16 protein-coding genes and 2 pseudogenes are annotated in these 17,862 nt (G+C 59.7%); 8 read left to right on the top strand and 10 right to left on the bottom strand.

All coding sequences use genetic code 11. The annotated features are described in order from the left end of the window. Positions 1-9: 9 nt before the first annotated feature. Positions 10-879 carry a metal ABC transporter permease gene (locus BLR16_RS00180; protein WP_003410031.1) on the bottom strand — a complete coding sequence of 290 codons (870 nt, stop codon included), beginning with the start codon at positions 877-879 and terminating at the stop codon, positions 10-12. Beyond that, entirely contained in the window at positions 876-1,625 is a 750-nt protein-coding gene (gene aztA / locus BLR16_RS00175) for a zinc ABC transporter ATP-binding protein AztA (RefSeq protein WP_003369147.1), read from the bottom strand. Before aztA ends, BLR16_RS00180 begins: the two co-directional genes overlap by 4 nt. Positions 1,626-1,981: 356 nt before the next feature. Here aztA and BLR16_RS00170 point away from each other — a divergent pair, with 356 nt between their 5' ends. The 3 genes from BLR16_RS00170 (at position 1,982) to BLR16_RS00160 (ending at position 5,103) form a co-directional block, all read left to right on the top strand. Beyond that, positions 1,982-3,202 carry a putative DNA modification/repair radical SAM protein gene (locus BLR16_RS00170; RefSeq protein ID WP_003434243.1) on the top strand — a complete coding sequence of 407 codons (1,221 nt, stop codon included), beginning with the start codon at positions 1,982-1,984 and terminating at the stop codon, positions 3,200-3,202. Next, a complete protein-coding gene (locus BLR16_RS00165; RefSeq protein WP_003369140.1) occupies positions 3,199-4,038 on the top strand; it encodes a TIGR03915 family putative DNA repair protein in 840 nt (279 codons plus the stop codon). The genes BLR16_RS00170 and BLR16_RS00165 overlap by 4 nt, the downstream gene beginning before the upstream one ends. Positions 4,039-4,257: 219 nt before the next feature. Continuing rightward, a complete protein-coding gene (locus BLR16_RS00160) occupies positions 4,258-5,103 on the top strand; it encodes an NAD-dependent protein deacetylase (RefSeq protein WP_003434245.1) in 846 nt (281 codons plus the stop codon). Here BLR16_RS00160 and BLR16_RS00155 read toward each other — a convergent pair. Continuing rightward, positions 5,100-7,463: a DNA polymerase II gene (locus BLR16_RS00155; RefSeq protein ID WP_003434247.1), complete on the bottom strand. Its 2,364-nt coding sequence runs from the start codon at positions 7,461-7,463 to the stop codon at positions 5,100-5,102. The genes BLR16_RS00160 and BLR16_RS00155 overlap by 4 nt on opposite strands. Positions 7,464-7,686: 223 nt before the next feature. Here BLR16_RS00155 and BLR16_RS00150 point away from each other — a divergent pair, with 223 nt between their 5' ends. Next, positions 7,687-8,127 (top strand): CBS domain-containing protein, encoded by a 441-nt coding sequence (locus BLR16_RS00150; RefSeq protein WP_003369137.1) that lies wholly within the window; start codon positions 7,687-7,689, stop codon positions 8,125-8,127. Positions 8,128-8,180: 53 nt separating this feature from the next. Here the strand turns inward: BLR16_RS00150 and BLR16_RS00145 are convergent, their stop codons facing one another. Continuing rightward, on the bottom strand, positions 8,181-8,726 hold the full coding sequence (locus BLR16_RS00145) for a DUF4174 domain-containing protein (protein ID WP_044309587.1): 546 nt from the start codon (positions 8,724-8,726) through the stop codon (positions 8,181-8,183). A gap of 124 nt (positions 8,727-8,850) precedes the next feature. Further along, positions 8,851-10,053: an aspartate aminotransferase family protein gene (locus BLR16_RS00140; RefSeq protein ID WP_065349963.1), complete on the bottom strand. Its 1,203-nt coding sequence runs from the start codon at positions 10,051-10,053 to the stop codon at positions 8,851-8,853. Between the two features lie 103 nt (positions 10,054-10,156). Between BLR16_RS00140 and BLR16_RS00135 the strand changes: the two genes are divergently transcribed. Then, a complete protein-coding gene (locus tag BLR16_RS00135; protein WP_003369133.1) occupies positions 10,157-11,062 on the top strand; it encodes a LysR family transcriptional regulator in 906 nt (301 codons plus the stop codon). A gap of 81 nt (positions 11,063-11,143) precedes the next feature. Here BLR16_RS00135 and BLR16_RS29120 read toward each other — a convergent pair. Together BLR16_RS29120 and BLR16_RS29115 are read right to left on the bottom strand one after the other, a co-directional pair. Continuing rightward, positions 11,144-11,743, bottom strand: a pseudogene (locus tag BLR16_RS29120) (methyl-accepting chemotaxis protein); the annotation flags it as partial. Between the two features lie 255 nt (positions 11,744-11,998). Further along, positions 11,999-13,045 (bottom strand): annotated as a pseudogene (locus tag BLR16_RS29115) (methyl-accepting chemotaxis protein); the annotation flags it as partial. Positions 13,046-13,269: 224 nt separating this feature from the next. Between BLR16_RS29115 and BLR16_RS00125 the strand changes: the two are divergent. Continuing rightward, entirely contained in the window at positions 13,270-13,776 is a 507-nt protein-coding gene (locus tag BLR16_RS00125) for a GAF domain-containing protein (RefSeq protein WP_003434258.1), read from the top strand. Between the two features lie 33 nt (positions 13,777-13,809). Here BLR16_RS00125 and BLR16_RS00120 read toward each other — a convergent pair whose 3' ends face one another. The 3 genes from BLR16_RS00120 to BLR16_RS00110 all read right to left on the bottom strand — a co-directional run bounded on the left by BLR16_RS00120 (position 13,810) and on the right by BLR16_RS00110 (position 16,242). Beyond that, entirely contained in the window at positions 13,810-14,061 is a 252-nt protein-coding gene (locus tag BLR16_RS00120) for a hypothetical protein (RefSeq protein ID WP_003434260.1), read from the bottom strand. Between the two features lie 93 nt (positions 14,062-14,154). Continuing rightward, positions 14,155-14,994: a TauD/TfdA dioxygenase family protein gene (locus tag BLR16_RS00115; RefSeq protein WP_054081535.1), complete on the bottom strand. Its 840-nt coding sequence runs from the start codon at positions 14,992-14,994 to the stop codon at positions 14,155-14,157. A gap of 81 nt (positions 14,995-15,075) precedes the next feature. Further along, positions 15,076-16,242, bottom strand: coding sequence for a YegJ family protein (locus tag BLR16_RS00110; protein WP_232917453.1), 1,167 nt, complete (start codon positions 16,240-16,242; stop codon positions 15,076-15,078). Between the two features lie 199 nt (positions 16,243-16,441). Between BLR16_RS00110 and BLR16_RS00105 the strand changes: the two genes are divergently transcribed. Together BLR16_RS00105 and BLR16_RS00100 are read left to right on the top strand one after the other, a co-directional pair. Beyond that, positions 16,442-16,945 (top strand): GNAT family N-acetyltransferase, encoded by a 504-nt coding sequence (locus BLR16_RS00105; RefSeq protein ID WP_025990900.1) that lies wholly within the window; start codon positions 16,442-16,444, stop codon positions 16,943-16,945. 289 nt (positions 16,946-17,234) lie between these two features. Next, positions 17,235-17,816 carry an ATP phosphoribosyltransferase regulatory subunit gene (locus tag BLR16_RS00100; protein WP_032609613.1) on the top strand — a complete coding sequence of 194 codons (582 nt, stop codon included), beginning with the start codon at positions 17,235-17,237 and terminating at the stop codon, positions 17,814-17,816. The last annotated feature ends 46 nt before the right edge of the window (positions 17,817-17,862 follow it).

The raw sequence follows: 17,862 nt of genomic DNA, 5'->3' as shown, positions 1-17,862 counted from the left end.
GTACCTTTTTCAGTGAGCCAGGTGAGGTTTGGGGAACAGCCGACGCACGATGCCCGTGCGCCCGAACAACAGGGAGATGCCGTAGAACGCACTGGCCGTCAGCACGATGGCCGGCCCCGAGGCGACGCCAAGGTGGTAGGAAACGATCAGCCCGATCAGCCCGGACAAGGTCGCCAGCAGCGTCGAAATCACCATCAGGCCACTCAGCGAGTGGGTCCAGAAACGTGCCGCGGTTGCCGGCAGCATCATCATGCCCACGGCCATCAAGGTGCCCAGCGCCTGAAAGCCTGCGACCAGGTTGAGCACCACCAGCAGCAGAAACAGAACGTGGTACAGCGAGCCGCGCCCGCCGACCGCACGCAGAAAGCCCGGATCGAAGCACTCCAGTACCAGGGGGCGATAGATGATCGCCAGCAGAATCAGGGTGAAGGAGGCAATGCTGCCGACCATGTAAATAGCGGTGTCATCGATGGCCAGAATGGTGCCGAACAGCACATGCAGCAGATCGACGCTGGAACCGTGCAGCGAGACAATCAGCACCCCGGCGGCCAGCGAGGTCAGATAGAAGCTGGCAAAGCTGGCGTCTTCGCGTAGCGAGGTCAGTCGACTCACCAGACCGGACAGCAAAGCCACTGCCAGCCCAGCGATCAGGCCGCCGAAGCCCATTGCCGGCAACGACAGCCCGGCGACCATAAAGCCCACCGCTGCGCCCGGCAGCACCGCATGGCTCATCGCATCGCCCACCAGGCTCATGCGCCGCAACATCAACAGCACGCCGACCGGCCCCGAGCCGATGCCCAGTGCCAAACACGCCACCAGTGCACGGCGCATGAAACCGAATTCGATAAAAGGCTCGACCACCAGGCTATAGAGCATCATGCGTCGTCGTCCTCGGCATCACACAGCAAGGCATCCGGGCTCCAGTACTCGGCCATGTTGCGCGCCTTGCGCAGGTTGGCAACGCTGAGCACCTGGGCTGTCTCGCCCCAGGCGATGGCTTCGCGAGCCATCAGCAAGGTTTGCGGAAAGTGCTGACGAACCTGTTCGATATCGTGCAGTACGGCAATCACCGTACGCCCCTGCCCGTGCCAGGCGCGAACCAGCTGTAATAGATCACGCGTGGTGCGCGCGTCGATGGCGGTGAACGGTTCATCCAGGAGGATCACCGAGGCGTCCTGCAACAACAGTCGGGCGAACAGCACCCGCTGAAACTGACCCGACGACAGCGAGCCAACGCTACGCCCTTCAAACCCCTCGAGGCCGACGGTCATCAGCGCCTCGCCGGTCAGACGCGCATGATTGCGAGTCAGACTGCGAAACGGGCCGATGCTGTGCCAGGCGCCCATCGACACCGTATCGGCGACGCTCAACGGAAAGCTGCGATCGATTTCCGCAGCCTGCGGCAGATAGCCAATCGTGCGGGTTGCCAGACGCCCCCGATCGACGCGTCCCTGAGCAGGCTTCATGGTGCCGGCGATGGCTTTGATCAGCGTCGATTTACCCGCGCCGTTGGGCCCGACAATAGCCGTCAGACTACCTGCTTCGAAGCGCCCGCTGATGTGGTGCACTGCAGGGCGGCGCTCGTACGCCACGGTGAGGTTTTCCAGAGCGATGGCGGCACTCATGGAACTGCCACCGACCAGCCAATCGCCAGCCAGAGCAATATCAGTATCGCCAGGGAAAACAGGACCCGCTTCCAGGCCGACTGGGCCATCACGGAGCCTGCTATCGAAGCGCTTGCTGTCGAAGCGTCAGAAGAATTTTTCAAGTAAAAGTAACCTGCAACTATTTGTTACAGTATTACATACCAAACACGTATGTGTTATTAAATAACATTCATGCTGGCACCTTGCTTTCCACTCATGCAGATCAAAGCCTGCGTGAATCCGATCCGGCATCGCCTCGCAGAACTCCGCCGTGCGGTACTTGTGACACCGCGTGCGCCCCTATACTGTATATACAAACAGTCAAGGGACACTTCATGCAGCTTATCGACAAGCTCAGCATTCTGGCAGACGCCGCCAAGTACGATGCGTCGTGCGCCAGCAGTGGAGCACCCAAGCGCAGCTCGCAGGACAAGTCCGGGCTCGGCTCTACCAATGGCATGGGCATCTGCCACAGCTACACGCCAGATGGGCGTTGCGTGTCGCTGTTGAAAATCCTGCTGACCAACTTCTGTCTTTACGACTGCCAGTACTGCGTCAACCGCCGCTCCAGCGATGTGCCACGTGCGCGCTTCAGTCCCGAAGAAGTGGTCACCCTGACGCTGGACTTCTATCGCCGCAATTGCGTGAGCGGGCTGTTTTTGAGTTCCGGGATCATTCGCTCTGCGGACTACACCATGGAGCAACTGGTCGAAGTTGCCCGGCTGTTGCGCGAGGTACATGAGTTTCGCGGCTACATCCACCTCAAAACCATCCCTGACGCCGATCCGGCGCTGATCGAAAAGGCCGGCCGCTATGCCGACCGTCTCAGCGTCAACATCGAACTGCCGACCGACCTGAGCCTGCAGACCCTCGCCCCGGAAAAAGACGTCGCCTCGATCAAGCAAGCCATGCAGACGATCTACACCGGCGAGCAGACGGTGCGCAACGAGCCTCGCTCGCCGCGCTTTGCGCCTGCCGGGCAGAGCACGCAGATGATTGTCGGTGCCGATGCCACCGACGACAGCACCATCCTGCACAGCGCGCAGTCGCTGTACAGCAACTTCAAGCTGCGCCGGGTCTACTACTCTGCGTTCAGCCCGATACCCAACAGCCCCAACAGCGTTCCCCTGGCGGCACCGCCGCTGATGCGCGAGCATCGCCTGTATCAGGCTGATTTTCTGCTGCGCGGATATGGCTTCACTGCCGGTGAACTGCTCGACGGTCCCGGTGATCTGGCGCTGGACATTGACCCCAAACTGGCCTGGGCTCTGGGCAACCGGCAGGTTTTCCCGCTGGACCTGAACCAGGCCGACCCGGCACTGATCGCCAGGGTGCCGGGTATTGGCATTCGCACTACGCAGCGGCTGGTCGAGCTGCGCAGACAGCGTCGCATCCGCTATGAAGACCTGACCCGCATGCGCTGCATACTGGCCAAGGCCAAGCCGTTCATCATTACCAGTGATTACCATCCGCCGCATGCGGAAACCACCAGCGAGTTCCTGCATCACCAGCTGCGCGACCGGCCTCAGCCTCAGCAAATGGGGCTGTGGGGATGATCTGCCTCGACTGCGACGACCTGTTCGATACCTGGCGGCAACAGGCTCGCTGGCTGTTGAGCCATGAAATCGATCCCAGCCAGGTCAGCTGGAAGTCGCCGGATGCCGCCGACCTGTTCGGCAGCGAAGAAGAGTATCCCAGGGAGGCCGGGCCTTTTCAGGCAAGGGTTCCGCTGGAGCTGGTGCAGTTGCTGGAAAGCGCGTCGCGTTACCGGGGCGATCAGCGCTGGAGCCTGCTGTACGAAGTGCTGTGGCGCGTGACTCACGGCGACCGCACAGCGATGATGGCCGGCGACAAGCTCGGCAGTGAATTGCATCGTCGCCTGAAATCGGTAAGGCGCGAGGCCCATCATCTGCATGCGTTCCTGCGATTTGTCGCGCTGCCGTCCGTGGCTGACGACGAAGCCCTGATGCGCCCGCAGTACGTGGCCTGGCACGAACCGGCCCACGATATTCTGCTCAGTGCCAGCGAGCATTTCATCGGCCGCATGGGTCAGCACCGCTGGATGATCGCCACGCCTCAGGACGGCGTGTATTACGACGGCCAGCAATTGATTCATGAGCGACGCTGCCCGCCTGCCTGGCAGACCATGGCCAGGCAGGTGGAAGATCCGCATGGTGAACTGTGGCTGACCTACTACAGCCACATCTTCAACCCTGCGCGCCTGAACCCCAAGGTCATGGAAGGCCACTTCCCTTCGCGCTTCTGGAAAAACCTGCCGGAAGGCCCGCTGATTCCGGCCCTCATCACCCAGGCTCGCACCGGCAAGCAGCGTGACGGCCAGGCCAGCGACATCGCCGCCAGACGCGGCAAGAAAATTGCGCTGAAGGATTGAGAGCGAGAGGCAAAGGCATCCTCAGGATCGGACGCAGAGCGTCCGGAAAGCCATGCCCAAGCGGAGCACTCGGCGTAGCGGTCCGCCGCCGGGCCTTCTTCCAGAAACCAGCGATTGAACCAACCTCTGCGTCGGCGGCTCACAGCTGTGGCAGCCGCGACGCTGCCTGCACGCCAGATGATAAGGTGACCAGTCGCAAGAGCCACCCGAGGTTCAAACATGCTCGACAGCCCAACTCGACATCTGCTCGACACGCTATGCCAGGCGATGGCCGACAAACCGTTTCTGGTGGTAACCGGCGCAGGCATCAGCACCGCATCCGGCATACCGGACTACCGCGACAAGGACGGCGTGCGGCGCGGCAAGCAGCCGATGATGTATCAGGAATTTCTCGGCAACCCCGCAGCGCGCCAGCGCTACTGGGCACGCGCGATGCTCGGCTGGCCGCGGATCCGCGCGGCACAGGCCAATGCCGCGCATCGAGGTCTGGCTGCTCTGCAGGCTGAAAACGCTATCACAGGACTGATCACCCAGAATGTCGATGCACTGCACACGCAGGCCGGAAGCCGGGACGTCATCGAACTGCACGGCAGCCTGCACCGGGTGCTGTGCCTGGATTGCCAGCAGCGCAGCGACCGGGCAACCATTCAAGAGCAGATGCTGGAGCAAAACCCTTATCTGATCGGCGTCCACGCGACACAGGCGCCGGACGGCGACACCCTGCTCGACCCGGCTTTCGAGTCCAGCTTCAAGGTGCCTCTCTGCCCGCACTGTGAAGGCGACAGGCTCAAGCCGGACGTCGTGTTCTTCGGTGAAAACGTCGCCGCGCAGACCGCTGCCAAAGCAATGCAGAGTGTCGAAGAGGCTGAAGGTCTGCTGGTGGTCGGCACGTCACTGATGGCCTGGTCGGCATTCCGCCTGTGCAAGGCGATGGCCGAACAGGGCAAGCCGGTCATCGCCATCAACCATGGCAAGACCCGGGCCGATGAATTGCTTGAAATGAAAATCCAGGCGTCCTGCGAGCAGGTATTGCCGTGGCTCGCCGAGCAGCTGGTTTCGCGTTAAAACAGCCCCAACTGCCCACCGATCAGGGTGCTGAAATCGTCGTCAACGAACGGCAGGATGGCATCTGCCAGCGGTTGCAACTGACGAGTCACGTAGTGATCGTAGTCGATCGGGGCGTGGCGAATTTCCAGCGGCTCCGGCCCGGCGGTGGTCATTACGTAGCTGATCCAGCCGCCACTTTGATACTGACGCGGTCGCCCCTGCTGGTCGTTGTATTCGTCGGCCAGCCGCGCGGCGCGTACATGGGGCGGCACATTACGCTGGTAGTCATCGAGCTTGCGACGCAGGCGCTTGCGGTAGATCAACAGGTCATCCAGCTCGCCTGACAGGGTGCGCTGCACATAGTCACGCACGTAATCCTGATACGGCTGACGCTTGAAGATCCGCAGGTACAGTTCCTGCTGAAACTGCTGAGCCAGTGGCGACCAGTCGGTGCGTACGGTTTCGAGGCCCTTGTAGACCATCTCTTCGGACCCGTCAGCGCGGGTCACCAGACCGGCATAGCGCTTCTTGCTGCCCTCCTCCGCACCGCGCACGGTGGGCATCAGGAAGCGCCGAAAATGCGTTTCGTATTGCAGCTCAAGGGCGCTGTGCAAACCGTACTCGGCGTGCAAGTGCTCGCGCCACCACTGGTTGACCTGCTGCACCAGCGCCTTGCCGATGCTCGCCGCCTCTTCCTGTCCGTGAGGGCGGCCCAGCCAGACAAAGGTCGAGTCGGTATCGCCATAGATCACGGTGTAGCCCTGCGCCTGAATGAGGTCGCGGGTCTTGAGCATGATTTCATGCCCGCGCAGGGTGATCGATGAAGCCAGGCGCGGATCGAAAAAGCGGCAGCCGCTCGAACCCAACACACCGTAGAAGGCATTCATGATGATTTTCAGCGCCTGGGACAAGGGCGCGTTCTGCTCGCGCTTGGCGGCTTCCCGCCCCTGCCACACTCGCTCGACGATGGCTGGCAGGCTGTGACGTGTGCGTGAAAAGCGCGCACCGCGAAAGCCTGGCACCGACTCGCTGTCCGCCGGATGCCGCAGGCCTTCGATCAAGCCCACCGGATCAATCAGAAAGGTACGAATGATCGACGGGTAAAGGCTTTTGTAGTCCAGCACCAGCACCGACTCGTACAGCCCTGGCTGGGAATCCATGACAAAACCGCCAGGGCTGGCCTCCGGCAGGCGCTCGCCCAGGTTGGGCGCAACGAAACCCTGACGATGCATCAGCGGGATATACAAATGGCAGAAAGCGGCAACAGAACCGCCGCTGCGGTCGGCAGGCAGACCGGTGACCGTGGCGCGCTCAAGCAGAAAGGTCAGCAGTTGCGTCTTGGCAAAGATGCGCGTGACCAGTTCGCAGTCCTTGATGTTGTAACGCGCCAGCGCCGGCTTGTCCTCGGCGAACATGCGGTTGATTTCATCCATGCGCTGATAAGGCGTGTCGATGGCCTTGCCCTCGCCCAGCAGGGTCTGCGCGACGTATTCAAGACTGAATGACGGAAAACTCCAGGTCGCCGAGCGCAATGCCTCGATGCCGTCGATAATCAGCCGCCCGCTCACCTCGGCAAAAAAATGGTTGTTGCGGCTGCCATGCTCACGCCAGCCCATCGCTTCACCGCCACGTCCGAGCCTTAACGGCACTTGCAGGCGCTGGGCATGCTCATGCAGCACGCGCAAATCGAACTGGATGACGTTCCAGCCGATAATCGCGTCAGGGTCGTGCAGCGCCAGCCAGTCGTTGAGACGTTCCAGCAACTGCGCGCGGGTATCGCAATAGTCGAGCTGAAAATCCAGCGCCTCGTCGCCACCATTGGCCGGCCCCAGCATGTAGACCTGGCGTTGCCCACAGCCCTCCAGTGCAATCGAATACAGCTCGCCGCGTGCCGTGGTTTCGATATCCAGTGAGACCAGTTTCAGGTTGGGACGGTAATCGGGCGATGGCCTGATCTGCGCGTCACAAAGCACGCCATCGGCATCCAGCGTGCCGCCAAACTGCACAGGCGCAGTGATAAAGCGCTCCATCAGGTAGCGCTCGGGCGGGCGAATGTCCGCTTCGTAGACGTCCACGTTGCCTCTGCGCAGCAGCTTTTCGATGTTCATCAACTGGCGGTGCTGCTGACAATACACACCCAGCACCGGGCGATGACGGAAATCACAGAGTTCCAGCGGGCGCAGCTCTACGCCACGTTCGGTGCGCAATAACGATCGGGCGCGCTCACCCTGCTCGGCAGGAATAAAGGCGACAGAAGGCTGGCAAGGCAGACGGATATGGCGCGGACCCTGATCGGTGGCCAACCAGAAGTCGACCTCGGTCCCGGCGGGCGTGTCTTGCCAATGCCGACTCAGGATAAAGCCCTGCTGTACATCCAACGCTGTTACCTCGACCGCCCGGTGAAACAATTGATTCTACTTGGCTATGAAGCTAAAGGCGCGTCTGGCAGGCGAATTAGCGGCACATTGAGGGCGTGGATAATTGATTCCTCCTATTCCCGTGATCTTTATTTACTGCTTGCTCGATGCTGCGCGCTGGATGATTCTGTAGTGGTTCCGGCAATGCACTACAGCCAGCCAGGTCCCGATCGCGGAGAGCCCCATGAAAACTGTCGCCCAGCTACTGAAATTGAAAGACCTGCAGAACCAGCAAGTGCATACCATTGGCCCGGATCAGATGGTGCTCGACGCACTCAGGTTAATGGCTGAAAAGAACATCGGTGCGCTGCCGGTGGTCGAGGGCAACGAAGTGGTGGGCGTCATCAGTGAGCGCGACTACGCGCGCAAGGTGGTCCTCAAGGGGCGCTCGTCGGTGGGTACACCAGTGAGGGACATCATGAGCAGCAAAGTGATTACTGTCGACTCGCAGCGCAGCGTCGAGGCGTGCATGGGCATCATGACCGACAGCCATCTGCGCCACCTGCCAGTCGTTGAAGGCGGGCAGTTGCTGGGCCTGCTGTCCATCGGTGACCTGGTGAAGGAAGCCATTGCAGAACAGGCGAGTCTTATCAAGCAGCTCGAGCAGTACATTCGCGGCGAATGACCTGAGCAGCGCGTCAGGCGCAGCGCGCGATTGCCGCGCGCTACGCCGTTCACTCAGTCGTCCAGCGTCTTGCCGGGCGCCCCGCCCTTGACCGGTTTGCCCGGTTTTTCGACAGGCGCGGGCTTGGCTGGCGGCTCTGGAGCAGGCGCCACGGCTTCCTGCTCGCGCATCGGCATCTGGTCGATGGTGGCAAAGATCTCTTTGAGGTCTATGGATTCTGACTTCCCGATAGTTTTATCGATCTTTTTCTCGCCGTCCTTGCCCACCAGAATGACCTTGGTACCGACGCCTGCGCCCAGCTTCAATTCACGAATCAAGGCCATGGTCGACTGCGGGTCCATGCTTTTGCCGTCACGTTCGCCGATAGTATTCACCACCGTGAACAGCACCATATTGCGCTCCGTGAAATCTTTATGATTGGCAGGTTCCTTCAGCGCGTCCTTGAGGTGACCCAGCGCCGGATCAGCCGGGCTGGGTGCGATGATGATCAAGGGACGCGACTTGCCGCGCTCCTGTGCCAAAGGGCCGTCGCTGTCGGCAGCAAGCGCTGTACCGGCAGCGACAAGCAGGGTGGCGAGGGTCAGGGACCGGATTAACATGGTGGGCTCCTTTCAAATCCATTGGGTAGCCATCGCGTACAGACCGACACGATGCTGGTCTGTTCTACCGCATATGGGTCATCCCGGTACAGCCCGATGTAATCCTTTTCCTTAATCCGTTGCGTCAGGCAGAGCGTGCAAACGACCGATCACAGGCGCTGTCCAGGCTTGCCGTCAGGCGTTGGACAATCTGCGCCACTTCAGCGGCGTCCAGCACCAAGGGCGGCAACAGGCGAACGATTTTGCCCCGAGTGACATTGATCAGCAGGCCATGTTCCTCGGCTGCAATGCGTGTCAGTTCAGGTATGGCCTGGCGCAATTCGATACCGATCATCAAACCCTGGCCACGAACGTCCAGCACGTTCGGGTGAGCTCCTAGCGCATTGCGCAGCCCGTCCAGCAATTGCCGGCCTTGCAGTGCGGCGTTTTCCACCAGCGCCTGTTGTTCGATGATATCGATCACCGTGCAGCCGACCCGGCAGGCCAGCGGATTGCCGCCGAAGGTACTGCCGTGGCTGCCGGGCGTGAACAGTTGCGCCGCCCTGCCCCGCGCCAGGCAGGCACCGATCGGTATGCCGTTGCCGAGCCCCTTGGCCAGGGTCATGACGTCTGGAACGATGCCCTCATGCTGAAAGGCAAACCACTTGCCGGTACGGCCCATACCGGTCTGGATTTCGTCGAGCATCAACAGCCAGTCACGCCGCGTGCACCGCTCTCTCAAGGCCTTGAGATACCCGGCCGGTGCCATCTGCGCGCCGCCCTCGCCTTGAATCGGCTCGACCAGCACGGCGCAGATCCGGTGCCCATAGGTCGCGCAAATCTTGTCGAACGCCACCAGATCGCCAAATGGCACCTTGATGTAATCGCCCGGCAATGTGCTGAAACCCAGACGCACAGCCGGCCCGTCACTGGCCGACAATGTGCCGAGGGTGCGGCCGTGAAAGGCGTTTTCCATGACCACGACCAGAGGCCGTTCGATGTACTTGTGCCAGCCATGCAGGCGCGCCAGCTTGAGCGCAGTCTCGTTGGCCTCGGCACCGGAATTGTTGAAAAACACTGCGTCCAGCCCCGACAGGGCCGTCAGTTTCTGCGCCAGACGCTGCTGCCAGTCGACGGTGTACAGATTGGACGTGTGCAACAGCAGCCCCGCCTGATCACGAATCGCCTCGACCAGCAGCGGATGCGAGTGCCCCACATTGGTCACTGCCACGCCCGCCACGGCGTCGAGGTATTCGCGCCCGCTCCGGTCCCACAGACGTGTGCCCAGACCATGGGTGAAACTCAGGGCCAGAGGTTGGTAAGTGCTCATCAGGCAGGTGGCGGTCATGAGGTGAAGCTCCTTGGGTATGTTTCGGTTTTTGCAGTATGGTTAACCACCTAAAATGGATAAACAGCGAAATACTTCAATAATTTTAAAGCTGAGATTGATAATGGATTTGTTTCTGGCAATGCGGGTGTACGTGAAAGTGGTCGAAGCAGGCAGCCTGACGGCGGCTGCGCAAGCGTGTTCGATTTCCACCACCATGGTGGGCAATCACCTGCGCGCACTGGAGGAGCGCCTGGGCGTCAGCCTGTTGCAGCGCACCACACGTCGCCAGCGTCTGACAGAATTCGGTACCGCGTATTACGAGCGTTGTCTGGAAGTACTGGGGTTGGTGGCCCAGTCCGAGCAACTGGCCGAGCAGGCCCAGGGGGATCCCACGGGTACACTGCGCATCACCGCGCCGCTGACATTCGGCTCGGAGGTGCTGGCACCTGCGCTCGTCGAATTCTCGCGGCGCTTTCCCGAGGTCAAGCTCGATCTGGTGCTGACCAATCAGCGTCTGGACATGATCGACAATGGATTTGACGTCGCCATTCGCCTGGGCAACATTCCGGAATCTTCGCCACTGATCGCGCGCGCCTTGCAGGACTACACCTTGACCATCTGCGCCGCGCCGGACTATCTGGCCCGCAACGGCACGCCGATCCATCCAGCGGAACTTCGCGGGCATAACTGCCTGGCGTTCGCCTATCCGGCGGGAGACGAATGGCGCACGGCCGGTACGCAGTGGCGTATGACCGGCGCCGAAGGCGAAGTGCTGGTGGACGTGAGCGGTTCGATGGTTGCCAACACTTCCGCCGCTCTTTATCAGGCGGCTCGGGCAGGCCTGGGGGTAGTGATGCTTCCGGATGCGCTGGTGCAGCGAGACCTGCAGGAGGGCCGGCTGATTGCACTGTTCCCCGACTACCATTTGCCCAGACGACCGACGACCCTGCTGTATGTGCAGGACCGTTATCGATTGCCCAAGCTGAGAAGTTTTGTGGAGTATGCGACGGGGCTCTGGGGACGGTAAGAAGTTACCGCCGGAGGGTCACCGGGTCGACTCCGGCGCGCAGCCTTTATGGTGCGCGCCGGGGTTTACCGGGAATGAACGTCAGACCCGGAATCGACTGACCAGGCTTTGCAGATGCACTCCCAGACGAGCGAGCTCTACGCTCGATGCAGCGGTCTCTTCACTCGCAGAAGCCGTCTGCTCGGAGATGTCTCGCACATTCAGAACACTGCGATTGATCTCTTCGGCAACGGCGCTCTGCTCTTCGGCGGCTGCGGCGATCTGATGGTTCATCGTCTCGATCGTCGAGATCGCCTGAGTCATGTTATTGATGGAAACACCCGCGTTGCGCGTCAGCTCGACACTGTTTGCAGTCAGCGCCTGGCTGTTGTCGAGGATGGTTGCTACCTGCGCCGTGCGGGTATGCAGGCCGCTGATCAATGCCGCGATCTCTTCGGTCGACGTCTGCGTGCGCTGGGCCAGACTTCTCACTTCGTCAGCCACCACCGCGAAACCCCGGCCTGCTTCGCCCGCACGCGCCGCTTCGATGGCAGCGTTGAGGGCCAGCAGATTGGTCTGCTCGGCAACGGCCTTGATGACATCGAGTACGCCACCAATCTTGTTGCTTTCGTTCTTGAGCTCGTCCATCGCGGACTTGGAGTGAGTAACTTCAGTCGCGAGCTTCTCGATCTGCGCTACAGCCTTGGAAACTACGCCGTCGCCTTCGCGAGCTTCTTTCGAGGCGTTGACCGCAGCATGTGACGCCTGCTCTGCGTTGCGTGCGACTTCCTGAACGGTCGCAGACATTTCGTGCATCGCAGTGGCGACCTGATCGGTTTCGTTCTTCTGACTGTTGACGCCGGCGCTGGTCTGCTCGGTGACGGCCGACAACTGCTCGGCGGCACTGGCGATTTGTGTCACGCCATCGCGCAGGCCACCAATCAGCTCGCGCAGGTTGCCGGTCATGCGCATCATACTGCCCTGCAACTGACCCAATTCATCCTTGCGGGTGACCAGTTGGTTGTTCGTCAGATCACCGTCAGCAACACGTTCGGCCAGTTTCAGTGTTTCACGCAGCGGGCCTACGATAAGGTTGGTAATAACCCATGCTGCCAGGGCGCTCATGATCAACGCTGCAATCAGCCAGACAGAGAGCAGCATCTTGGCCTGGCTCACATCTTCCACTCTCAGGTTGACCTGATTCTCGGACAGTTTGTCAGCGCATTCAAACAGGATGCCGATGTCTTTAGTGATACCTGCCTGAGCCTGCTCAATCCTGGCCTGCGCCGCGGTGAACTGATTCAAGGTGTTCTGGTAGCTCAGCATAGAGTCCACAAGGTGCTTGATGGTCGCCGACTGACCCTCGAAACCTTGCAGATTTCTGACAAACTCGATAACCGTGTTCATCGATGTTTCCGCTGGAGCACGGTTTTCCGATTTCAGCGAATAGGTGTAGCCACGCAAGTCGAAGCGCATTTTCTGGAACAGCGTCATCGCCTGCACGATGGCATCGCGCTGCGCGGGAGTACCATCATCGGATCGGGCAATAGCGTTCAGTTTTTGCAAATCGTCAGCGCCTGCATCGGCGTACTGGCCAAATACCGAACGGGTCGCCTCACGGGCAGCGGTTGCCTGCATGAGGTTGTCGTAGTGGATGCGGTAATCCTTCAAGGCATCTGCGGCAGTATTGACCAGCGGTGTATTCAACGGCGAGTCGAACACCTGCTGCGCGTACTTCACATGATTTTCGAGACTTTCGAGTGCTTTCAGCCAGTTGCTGGCGCGCTCGGCGTCATAATTGACCGAATAGGCCAATCGGGCTATGCGGACATCTCGCGTGAGCGCCCCCAGCTTGCCGATATCGGAAATCCGCTCGCTTCGTTCACTCAGTGAAGTAATGCCTGTCCAGCCTGTCAGCGCAATCAGCACCGTCAGTACGATGACCAAAGCAAACCCGAGCACGAGCTTGGACCTTACCGAAATATTGCTCAGAGTATTTATCACAGGGAGTCGCTCTTTTGTTGGTCATCAGTGGAATGCAAGAGGCCTGTCCTTGCCATCTATCTATACAATTCACAAATGTCGGCAGCGCGGATTAAAACTTTAAAACTGGCGTCAATATTTCGCTTGAAAATAAATCCCTTGGGGCATGGTTCACCCCGATGGCATTTCCATCCGAGTCAGTTAGCATGGGCCTTTACGCACATTTGGGTATTCTGGAGAAGTGCATGAGTCTGGAATTGATCGCCTCAAAAAGCAGCTTATTGACCATCGAGGAGCGCTCTGCAATTGCCGAGATCGAGGCCACGACCAATGTGCTGCGACTTGTTACCCGCCTGACAGGCATGCGCTTCGCCGGTATTGCCAAGTTTACCGATGCCGACTGGATCGCCTGCTCTGTCTATGACCCGACAGACCTGGGTATCGACGACGGCGACGTGTTCAAACTCGAAACCACGCTCTGCAACGAGTTTTGCGTCAACCCCGAAGCGCTGTTCGTGCCGCAGATAAGCACGAACGGCCGGTACGCGAACCTGCCGGTGGTGAAACGCTACGCCATCGAGAGCTATGCCGGAGTGCCGATCTACCTTCCCGACGGACAACTATATGGCGCGTTGTGCGCGCTGGACTCCAGCCCGACGCTGTTTGACGACCCCGATCTGTCGGAAACCCTGACCCTGTTCGCCCGCTTGATCGGGTGCATTTTCTTCGCCAACATCAACGAAGGCAGTTGACCCGGGCCTGCGCACTGAAGCAGCACTGTCGACTCACGGGCTGACAGGCTGCTCTGCCAGCGCATACAGGGGCACGGACTCTAACAAGGCGCTGCTGAACTGGCCTTCGTCGAGTTGCAGGCGATATCGGGGCGGCACAGGTGTGACCGGGTGATCGCCGTCCAGCAAGGCCTCGGCAGGCAGATCAATCCCGAAATGAGGAAACGGCTCCTGAGCCACCCAACCACCTGCGGCCAGGACCAACAACAGAAAAATACCCGCAATGGGTTCTTTAGGTCTGCACATTCTCGTTTCTCCAATTCCGGCAAAACGATGTGGCTCACAATGAGCTACTCAGTATAAAAGCCAGGGCGGCGCCCTGCTCTCGCGGTCGGCGCATCAGGCGAAGGGCTCTTCGCCCTGCAATTTGGTACGGTGCATCATTCGCCCGCACTCAGGGTCATAGGCTTCCGCCCGATGCATGGTGCCGGTGTTGTCCCATATCACCAGGTCACCGACCTGCCATACATGGCTGTAACTGAACGCCTCGGACGTGGCCCATTCGCGAAGGCCGACCAGAATCCGCGCACTTTGCGCCAGGCCGACGCCAACGACCTGCTGCGCAGTGCAGCCCAGAATCAGCGACTTGCGCCCGGATCGGTGCTTCCAGACCAGCGGCAACTCCTTCTCGCCGATGGCCTGCATGGCCTCGAGCATCGCAAGGCCAGGCTCCGGATTGTAATAGAGTAACGATGCCCATGGCGCGTGAATTACTCGTAAGCTTTCGTAACGATGTTTATCAGCGCTGGATAACCCCTCGTACGCCGCGTAAGTGTTACAGAACCCCGTGTTGCCTCCCCACGTGGCGGGCACCTTGCAAGACAGCAACGATGCCAGAATGGGTGAATCACTGCTCGTACCGTCGATGTGCCAGTAGAGCGAGCCCTTTAGAAACTCCGCGCCTGCCGGGTTCTCTTTCACATCCAGGCTGATCCGGGTGATGTTCTGCCCATCGCCGGGTTCAGGACAGAACGTACCCAGCGTGCGGGTAAAGGCAATTTGCTCTGCATCGGAGAAATGAATCTGCGGGAACACCAACACCCCTCGCTGCTCCAGCAGCTCCCGGATCTCCCCAGCGAATCGACCCGACAGCAGTTCCTGCTTGCCGTTGAAAATACGCGCGCCGATACCTGGCTTGATGGGCTCCTGTGACAGCTGAACGAGCGAAGTGGCTAACATGGTGCGACCCTCTTCATAAGTGAACACTACGGTACACTTATGAAGAAATGGAAGCAATAGCCTGTTTTCGCTCGGGACGTTTTAAAGGGGATGCAGGTAATTGCCCAAGTGATCGTGCAGGAAGAAAGCGAGCAATACTCCGATAAGCATTGCCAGCAAATCCAGCGCTCTGGCCTTGCCCCATATCGGCGTGCGCTCCCGGAGTCGAAAATACCAGGGACCTGTACAGAGAATAAGACCCTGGCCAAGGAACCAGACAAGGGCAATGAAAAGCCCAGTGCTGAGAAGGCTATCGTTTCTGACAATCAGAGAACCTGTCGACTGACTCAAGGCAGCAAAATAAAGGCCGACCACCCCGATGACCGACATCGTCAGCCCAATGGGCCAGGCTGGAAAACCGCGACGCTGTACGTGCTTTTCAAGGTTCGACCGATCCCCCTCCAACAGCTCGATGGTTCTCGGCCATCCTGCAATACGCGCAAGCGTCAGTACGTCATGGCCGTTGCTGTTGGTCGCCGCAGAATCTGCCCCCATGTACAGAAGCGTAGCGACGAAATTGCAATTACCGGCGAGGGTTTCGCGATGGATCATTTGCCAGCCCGAGTCGTCGTAGTCAGTGGCCAGACCCGGATCACCCCGAAGGCCCTCTTCCACGGCACCCTGTGCGTTCAGTCCCATCGGATGCTCAAGCCGCCCCAGCTCGTTCAAGGCACGTTTATCCGCTGCACTGTCCAGTGCGCGAGAGAAGCAGACCGGTGACTTGCCCTCTGCTGCCGGAACAAGCATAACGGTCCCCGCCTCACCAAAGTCCAACCCCCACGTCTGGTCATGCTCGATGCGCTCGGCCGCAGACATGCCGGACCGCAGGGCATCGATAGTGAAACCGCCGAATACGCGACCGCCAAACACATAGACCCAGTCATTCAAGCGCTCCAGGGAAACCGACACAGGGTCCCCGACACTGATCGAACTCACCCACACAGGCTCATTCATGAGAATGCCCGAGAGGGTCAGGCCGTCGAAATCGATATCCGTGACCCACATGTTCTCAACCGATGGGCTGTCGGGATCGGCTGAGTCAGTCGTGAAGGACACCTTTACCGCAGCCAGATCCAGCGCTTTCACAATTCGGCGACGCTCCCAGGACATCTCGCGCCAGAAGAATCTGAAGGTGCGCTGCGCACTGGCAACCGCGACACGAAAGTCCTCGCTTTCGCCTTCAACACCGTAAATTTTTTGCTCCGTCATTGGCAGGGTCATTCCTTGTTTGATGAGTGCGAACAGAATGGCGGTGTCGCTGGCACTCATTCAATTCGGCTGTTTTAAATGCATTACTTTTTGAGTCGCGGTGGCGCCGATCTCAATTTTACCCGCTTGCGGCCAGCATGATCCGCTGCCAAAGTGCTTCGAACGAACGCCTGATATGCAATTCAAGGAAAGAATCAACGTGCACGCCCCTGCCCCGCAAATCCTCATCCAGCGCATGGCCGACATTCACCTCGAAGGTGTCACTGCACTCTATAACGAGCCTGCGGTGTGCCGTCAGGTACTGCAGATGCCTTATCAGTCCATCGAAGTATGGCGCAAACGCCTGGCTGCCAGTACCGAGCGACACGTGAAACTGGTCGCGCTCCATGGCAACGAGGTGATTGGCAGCATTGGCCTGGAGCAGTATTCGCGCAGTCGGCAAAGCCATGTCGGCGCTATCGGCATGGGCGTCGCATCGGCCTGGCAGAGCAAAGGCGTCGGCTCGAAGTTGCTGGCAACCGCACTGGACATCGCAGACAACTGGATGAACCTGCACCGGGTGGAACTGACCGTGTATGTCGACAACGAAGCAGCCCAGGGTCTGTATCGAAAATTCGGTTTCGAAACAGAGGGCCGGCTGCGCAACTACGCGGTGCGCGATGGCCTGTTCGTCGATGCCTTGAGCATGGCGCGGCTCAGATAAACCGTGTCCGTCAACACCGCGACTTGAGCGATGCGTCAAAGCATGCAAGGATCAGCCATGAATCAATTTCCCCAAAGCAACCGACATCACCACCACAGCCCGCTTCAAGGTGCTGCGGTTGCTTGTGCTCATCGATTGGCCAGATATAGATCCACATTCTGACTCATCAGTGAAACCGACCAAGGCGCCCATGGCGCCTTTTTTATTGCCTGAAAAAACTGGAGATCATCCCCCATGACCATGCTACGCGGAACCCGCATCGTGACCGGAACAGAAGCCGAAACCCTGCGTGACACAGAAAACCGTTTCCGGAGCTATCTTCATCGAAGCCGGAGCTGAGGAAGCCATAGTGCCGGCCTTATGGGGCCAGGACACCTTTATCGAAAAAGCCGGCGGCAGCGAAATCATCGGCCAGATGTGGGCCTTCGAGGACAAGGCCGGGCGCGCCTGTTGCCTGATACCCGAAGCCACAGCGCTGTTTCAGGAACGCAGCGAAGCGCTGCTTGAGGGGCGACGCGAGGCACTGTTTTTCTACGTGGCACGCTGTTATCGCTACGAGCGGCCACAAGCCGGACGCTACCGCGAATTCACCCAGCTGGGGCTGGAAATCCTCAGCCCTTCACCGCAGCAGGCATTGCTGCGCAGCCAGGCCATCTGCACGGGCTTTCTGGATTCGCTGGGCCTGGACTATGAACTCAATACCGCCGTGAAACGGGGCCTGAGCTACTACCTGGAAGGCAACGGCTTCGAGGTACGGTGTTCACGCCTGGGCGCGCAGCAGCAAGTAGTTGGCGGCGGCGCCTATCGAGAGGGTGCCGGGTTTGGCATCGGGCTGGAGCGGCTGGTATTGGCGCTGGGGTGCGGCCAATAACGCGCATCCTGTAACTGGCCGTAGAAGCGCAACGCGTTACACTGCG

The sequence above is a fragment of the Pseudomonas sp. BS3767 genome, from assembly GCF_900099665.1.
Taxonomy (GTDB): Bacteria; Pseudomonadota; Gammaproteobacteria; order Pseudomonadales; family Pseudomonadaceae; genus Aquipseudomonas; species Aquipseudomonas cerasi.
The sequence above is the reverse complement of the archived record's forward strand: the minus strand, read 5'-3'. Positions and strand labels throughout refer to the sequence as shown.

What these genes read in the sequence shown, in the direction of transcription:
- BLR16_RS00180 (WP_003410031.1), bottom strand. Translation starts at nt 879, where the DNA reads ATGATGCTCTATAGCCTGGTGGTCGAGCCTTTTATCGAATTCGGTTTC.
- aztA (WP_003369147.1), bottom strand. Translation starts at nt 1,625, where the DNA reads ATGAGTGCCGCCATCGCTCTGGAAAACCTCACCGTGGCGTACGAGCGC.
- BLR16_RS00170 (WP_003434243.1), top strand. Translation starts at nt 1,982, where the DNA reads ATGCAGCTTATCGACAAGCTCAGCATTCTGGCAGACGCCGCCAAGTAC.
- BLR16_RS00165 (WP_003369140.1), top strand. Translation starts at nt 3,199, where the DNA reads ATGATCTGCCTCGACTGCGACGACCTGTTCGATACCTGGCGGCAACAG.
- BLR16_RS00160 (WP_003434245.1), top strand. Translation starts at nt 4,258, where the DNA reads ATGCTCGACAGCCCAACTCGACATCTGCTCGACACGCTATGCCAGGCG.
- BLR16_RS00150 (WP_003369137.1), top strand. Translation starts at nt 7,687, where the DNA reads ATGAAAACTGTCGCCCAGCTACTGAAATTGAAAGACCTGCAGAACCAG.
- BLR16_RS00145 (WP_044309587.1), bottom strand. Translation starts at nt 8,726, where the DNA reads ATGTTAATCCGGTCCCTGACCCTCGCCACCCTGCTTGTCGCTGCCGGT.
- BLR16_RS00140 (WP_065349963.1), bottom strand. Translation starts at nt 10,053, where the DNA reads ATGACCGCCACCTGCCTGATGAGCACTTACCAACCTCTGGCCCTGAGT.
- BLR16_RS00135 (WP_003369133.1), top strand. Translation starts at nt 10,157, where the DNA reads ATGGATTTGTTTCTGGCAATGCGGGTGTACGTGAAAGTGGTCGAAGCA.
- BLR16_RS00125 (WP_003434258.1), top strand. Translation starts at nt 13,270, where the DNA reads ATGAGTCTGGAATTGATCGCCTCAAAAAGCAGCTTATTGACCATCGAG.
- BLR16_RS00120 (WP_003434260.1), bottom strand. Translation starts at nt 14,061, where the DNA reads ATGTGCAGACCTAAAGAACCCATTGCGGGTATTTTTCTGTTGTTGGTC.
- BLR16_RS00115 (WP_054081535.1), bottom strand. Translation starts at nt 14,994, where the DNA reads ATGTTAGCCACTTCGCTCGTTCAGCTGTCACAGGAGCCCATCAAGCCA.
- BLR16_RS00110 (WP_232917453.1), bottom strand. Translation starts at nt 16,242, where the DNA reads ATGACGGAGCAAAAAATTTACGGTGTTGAAGGCGAAAGCGAGGACTTT.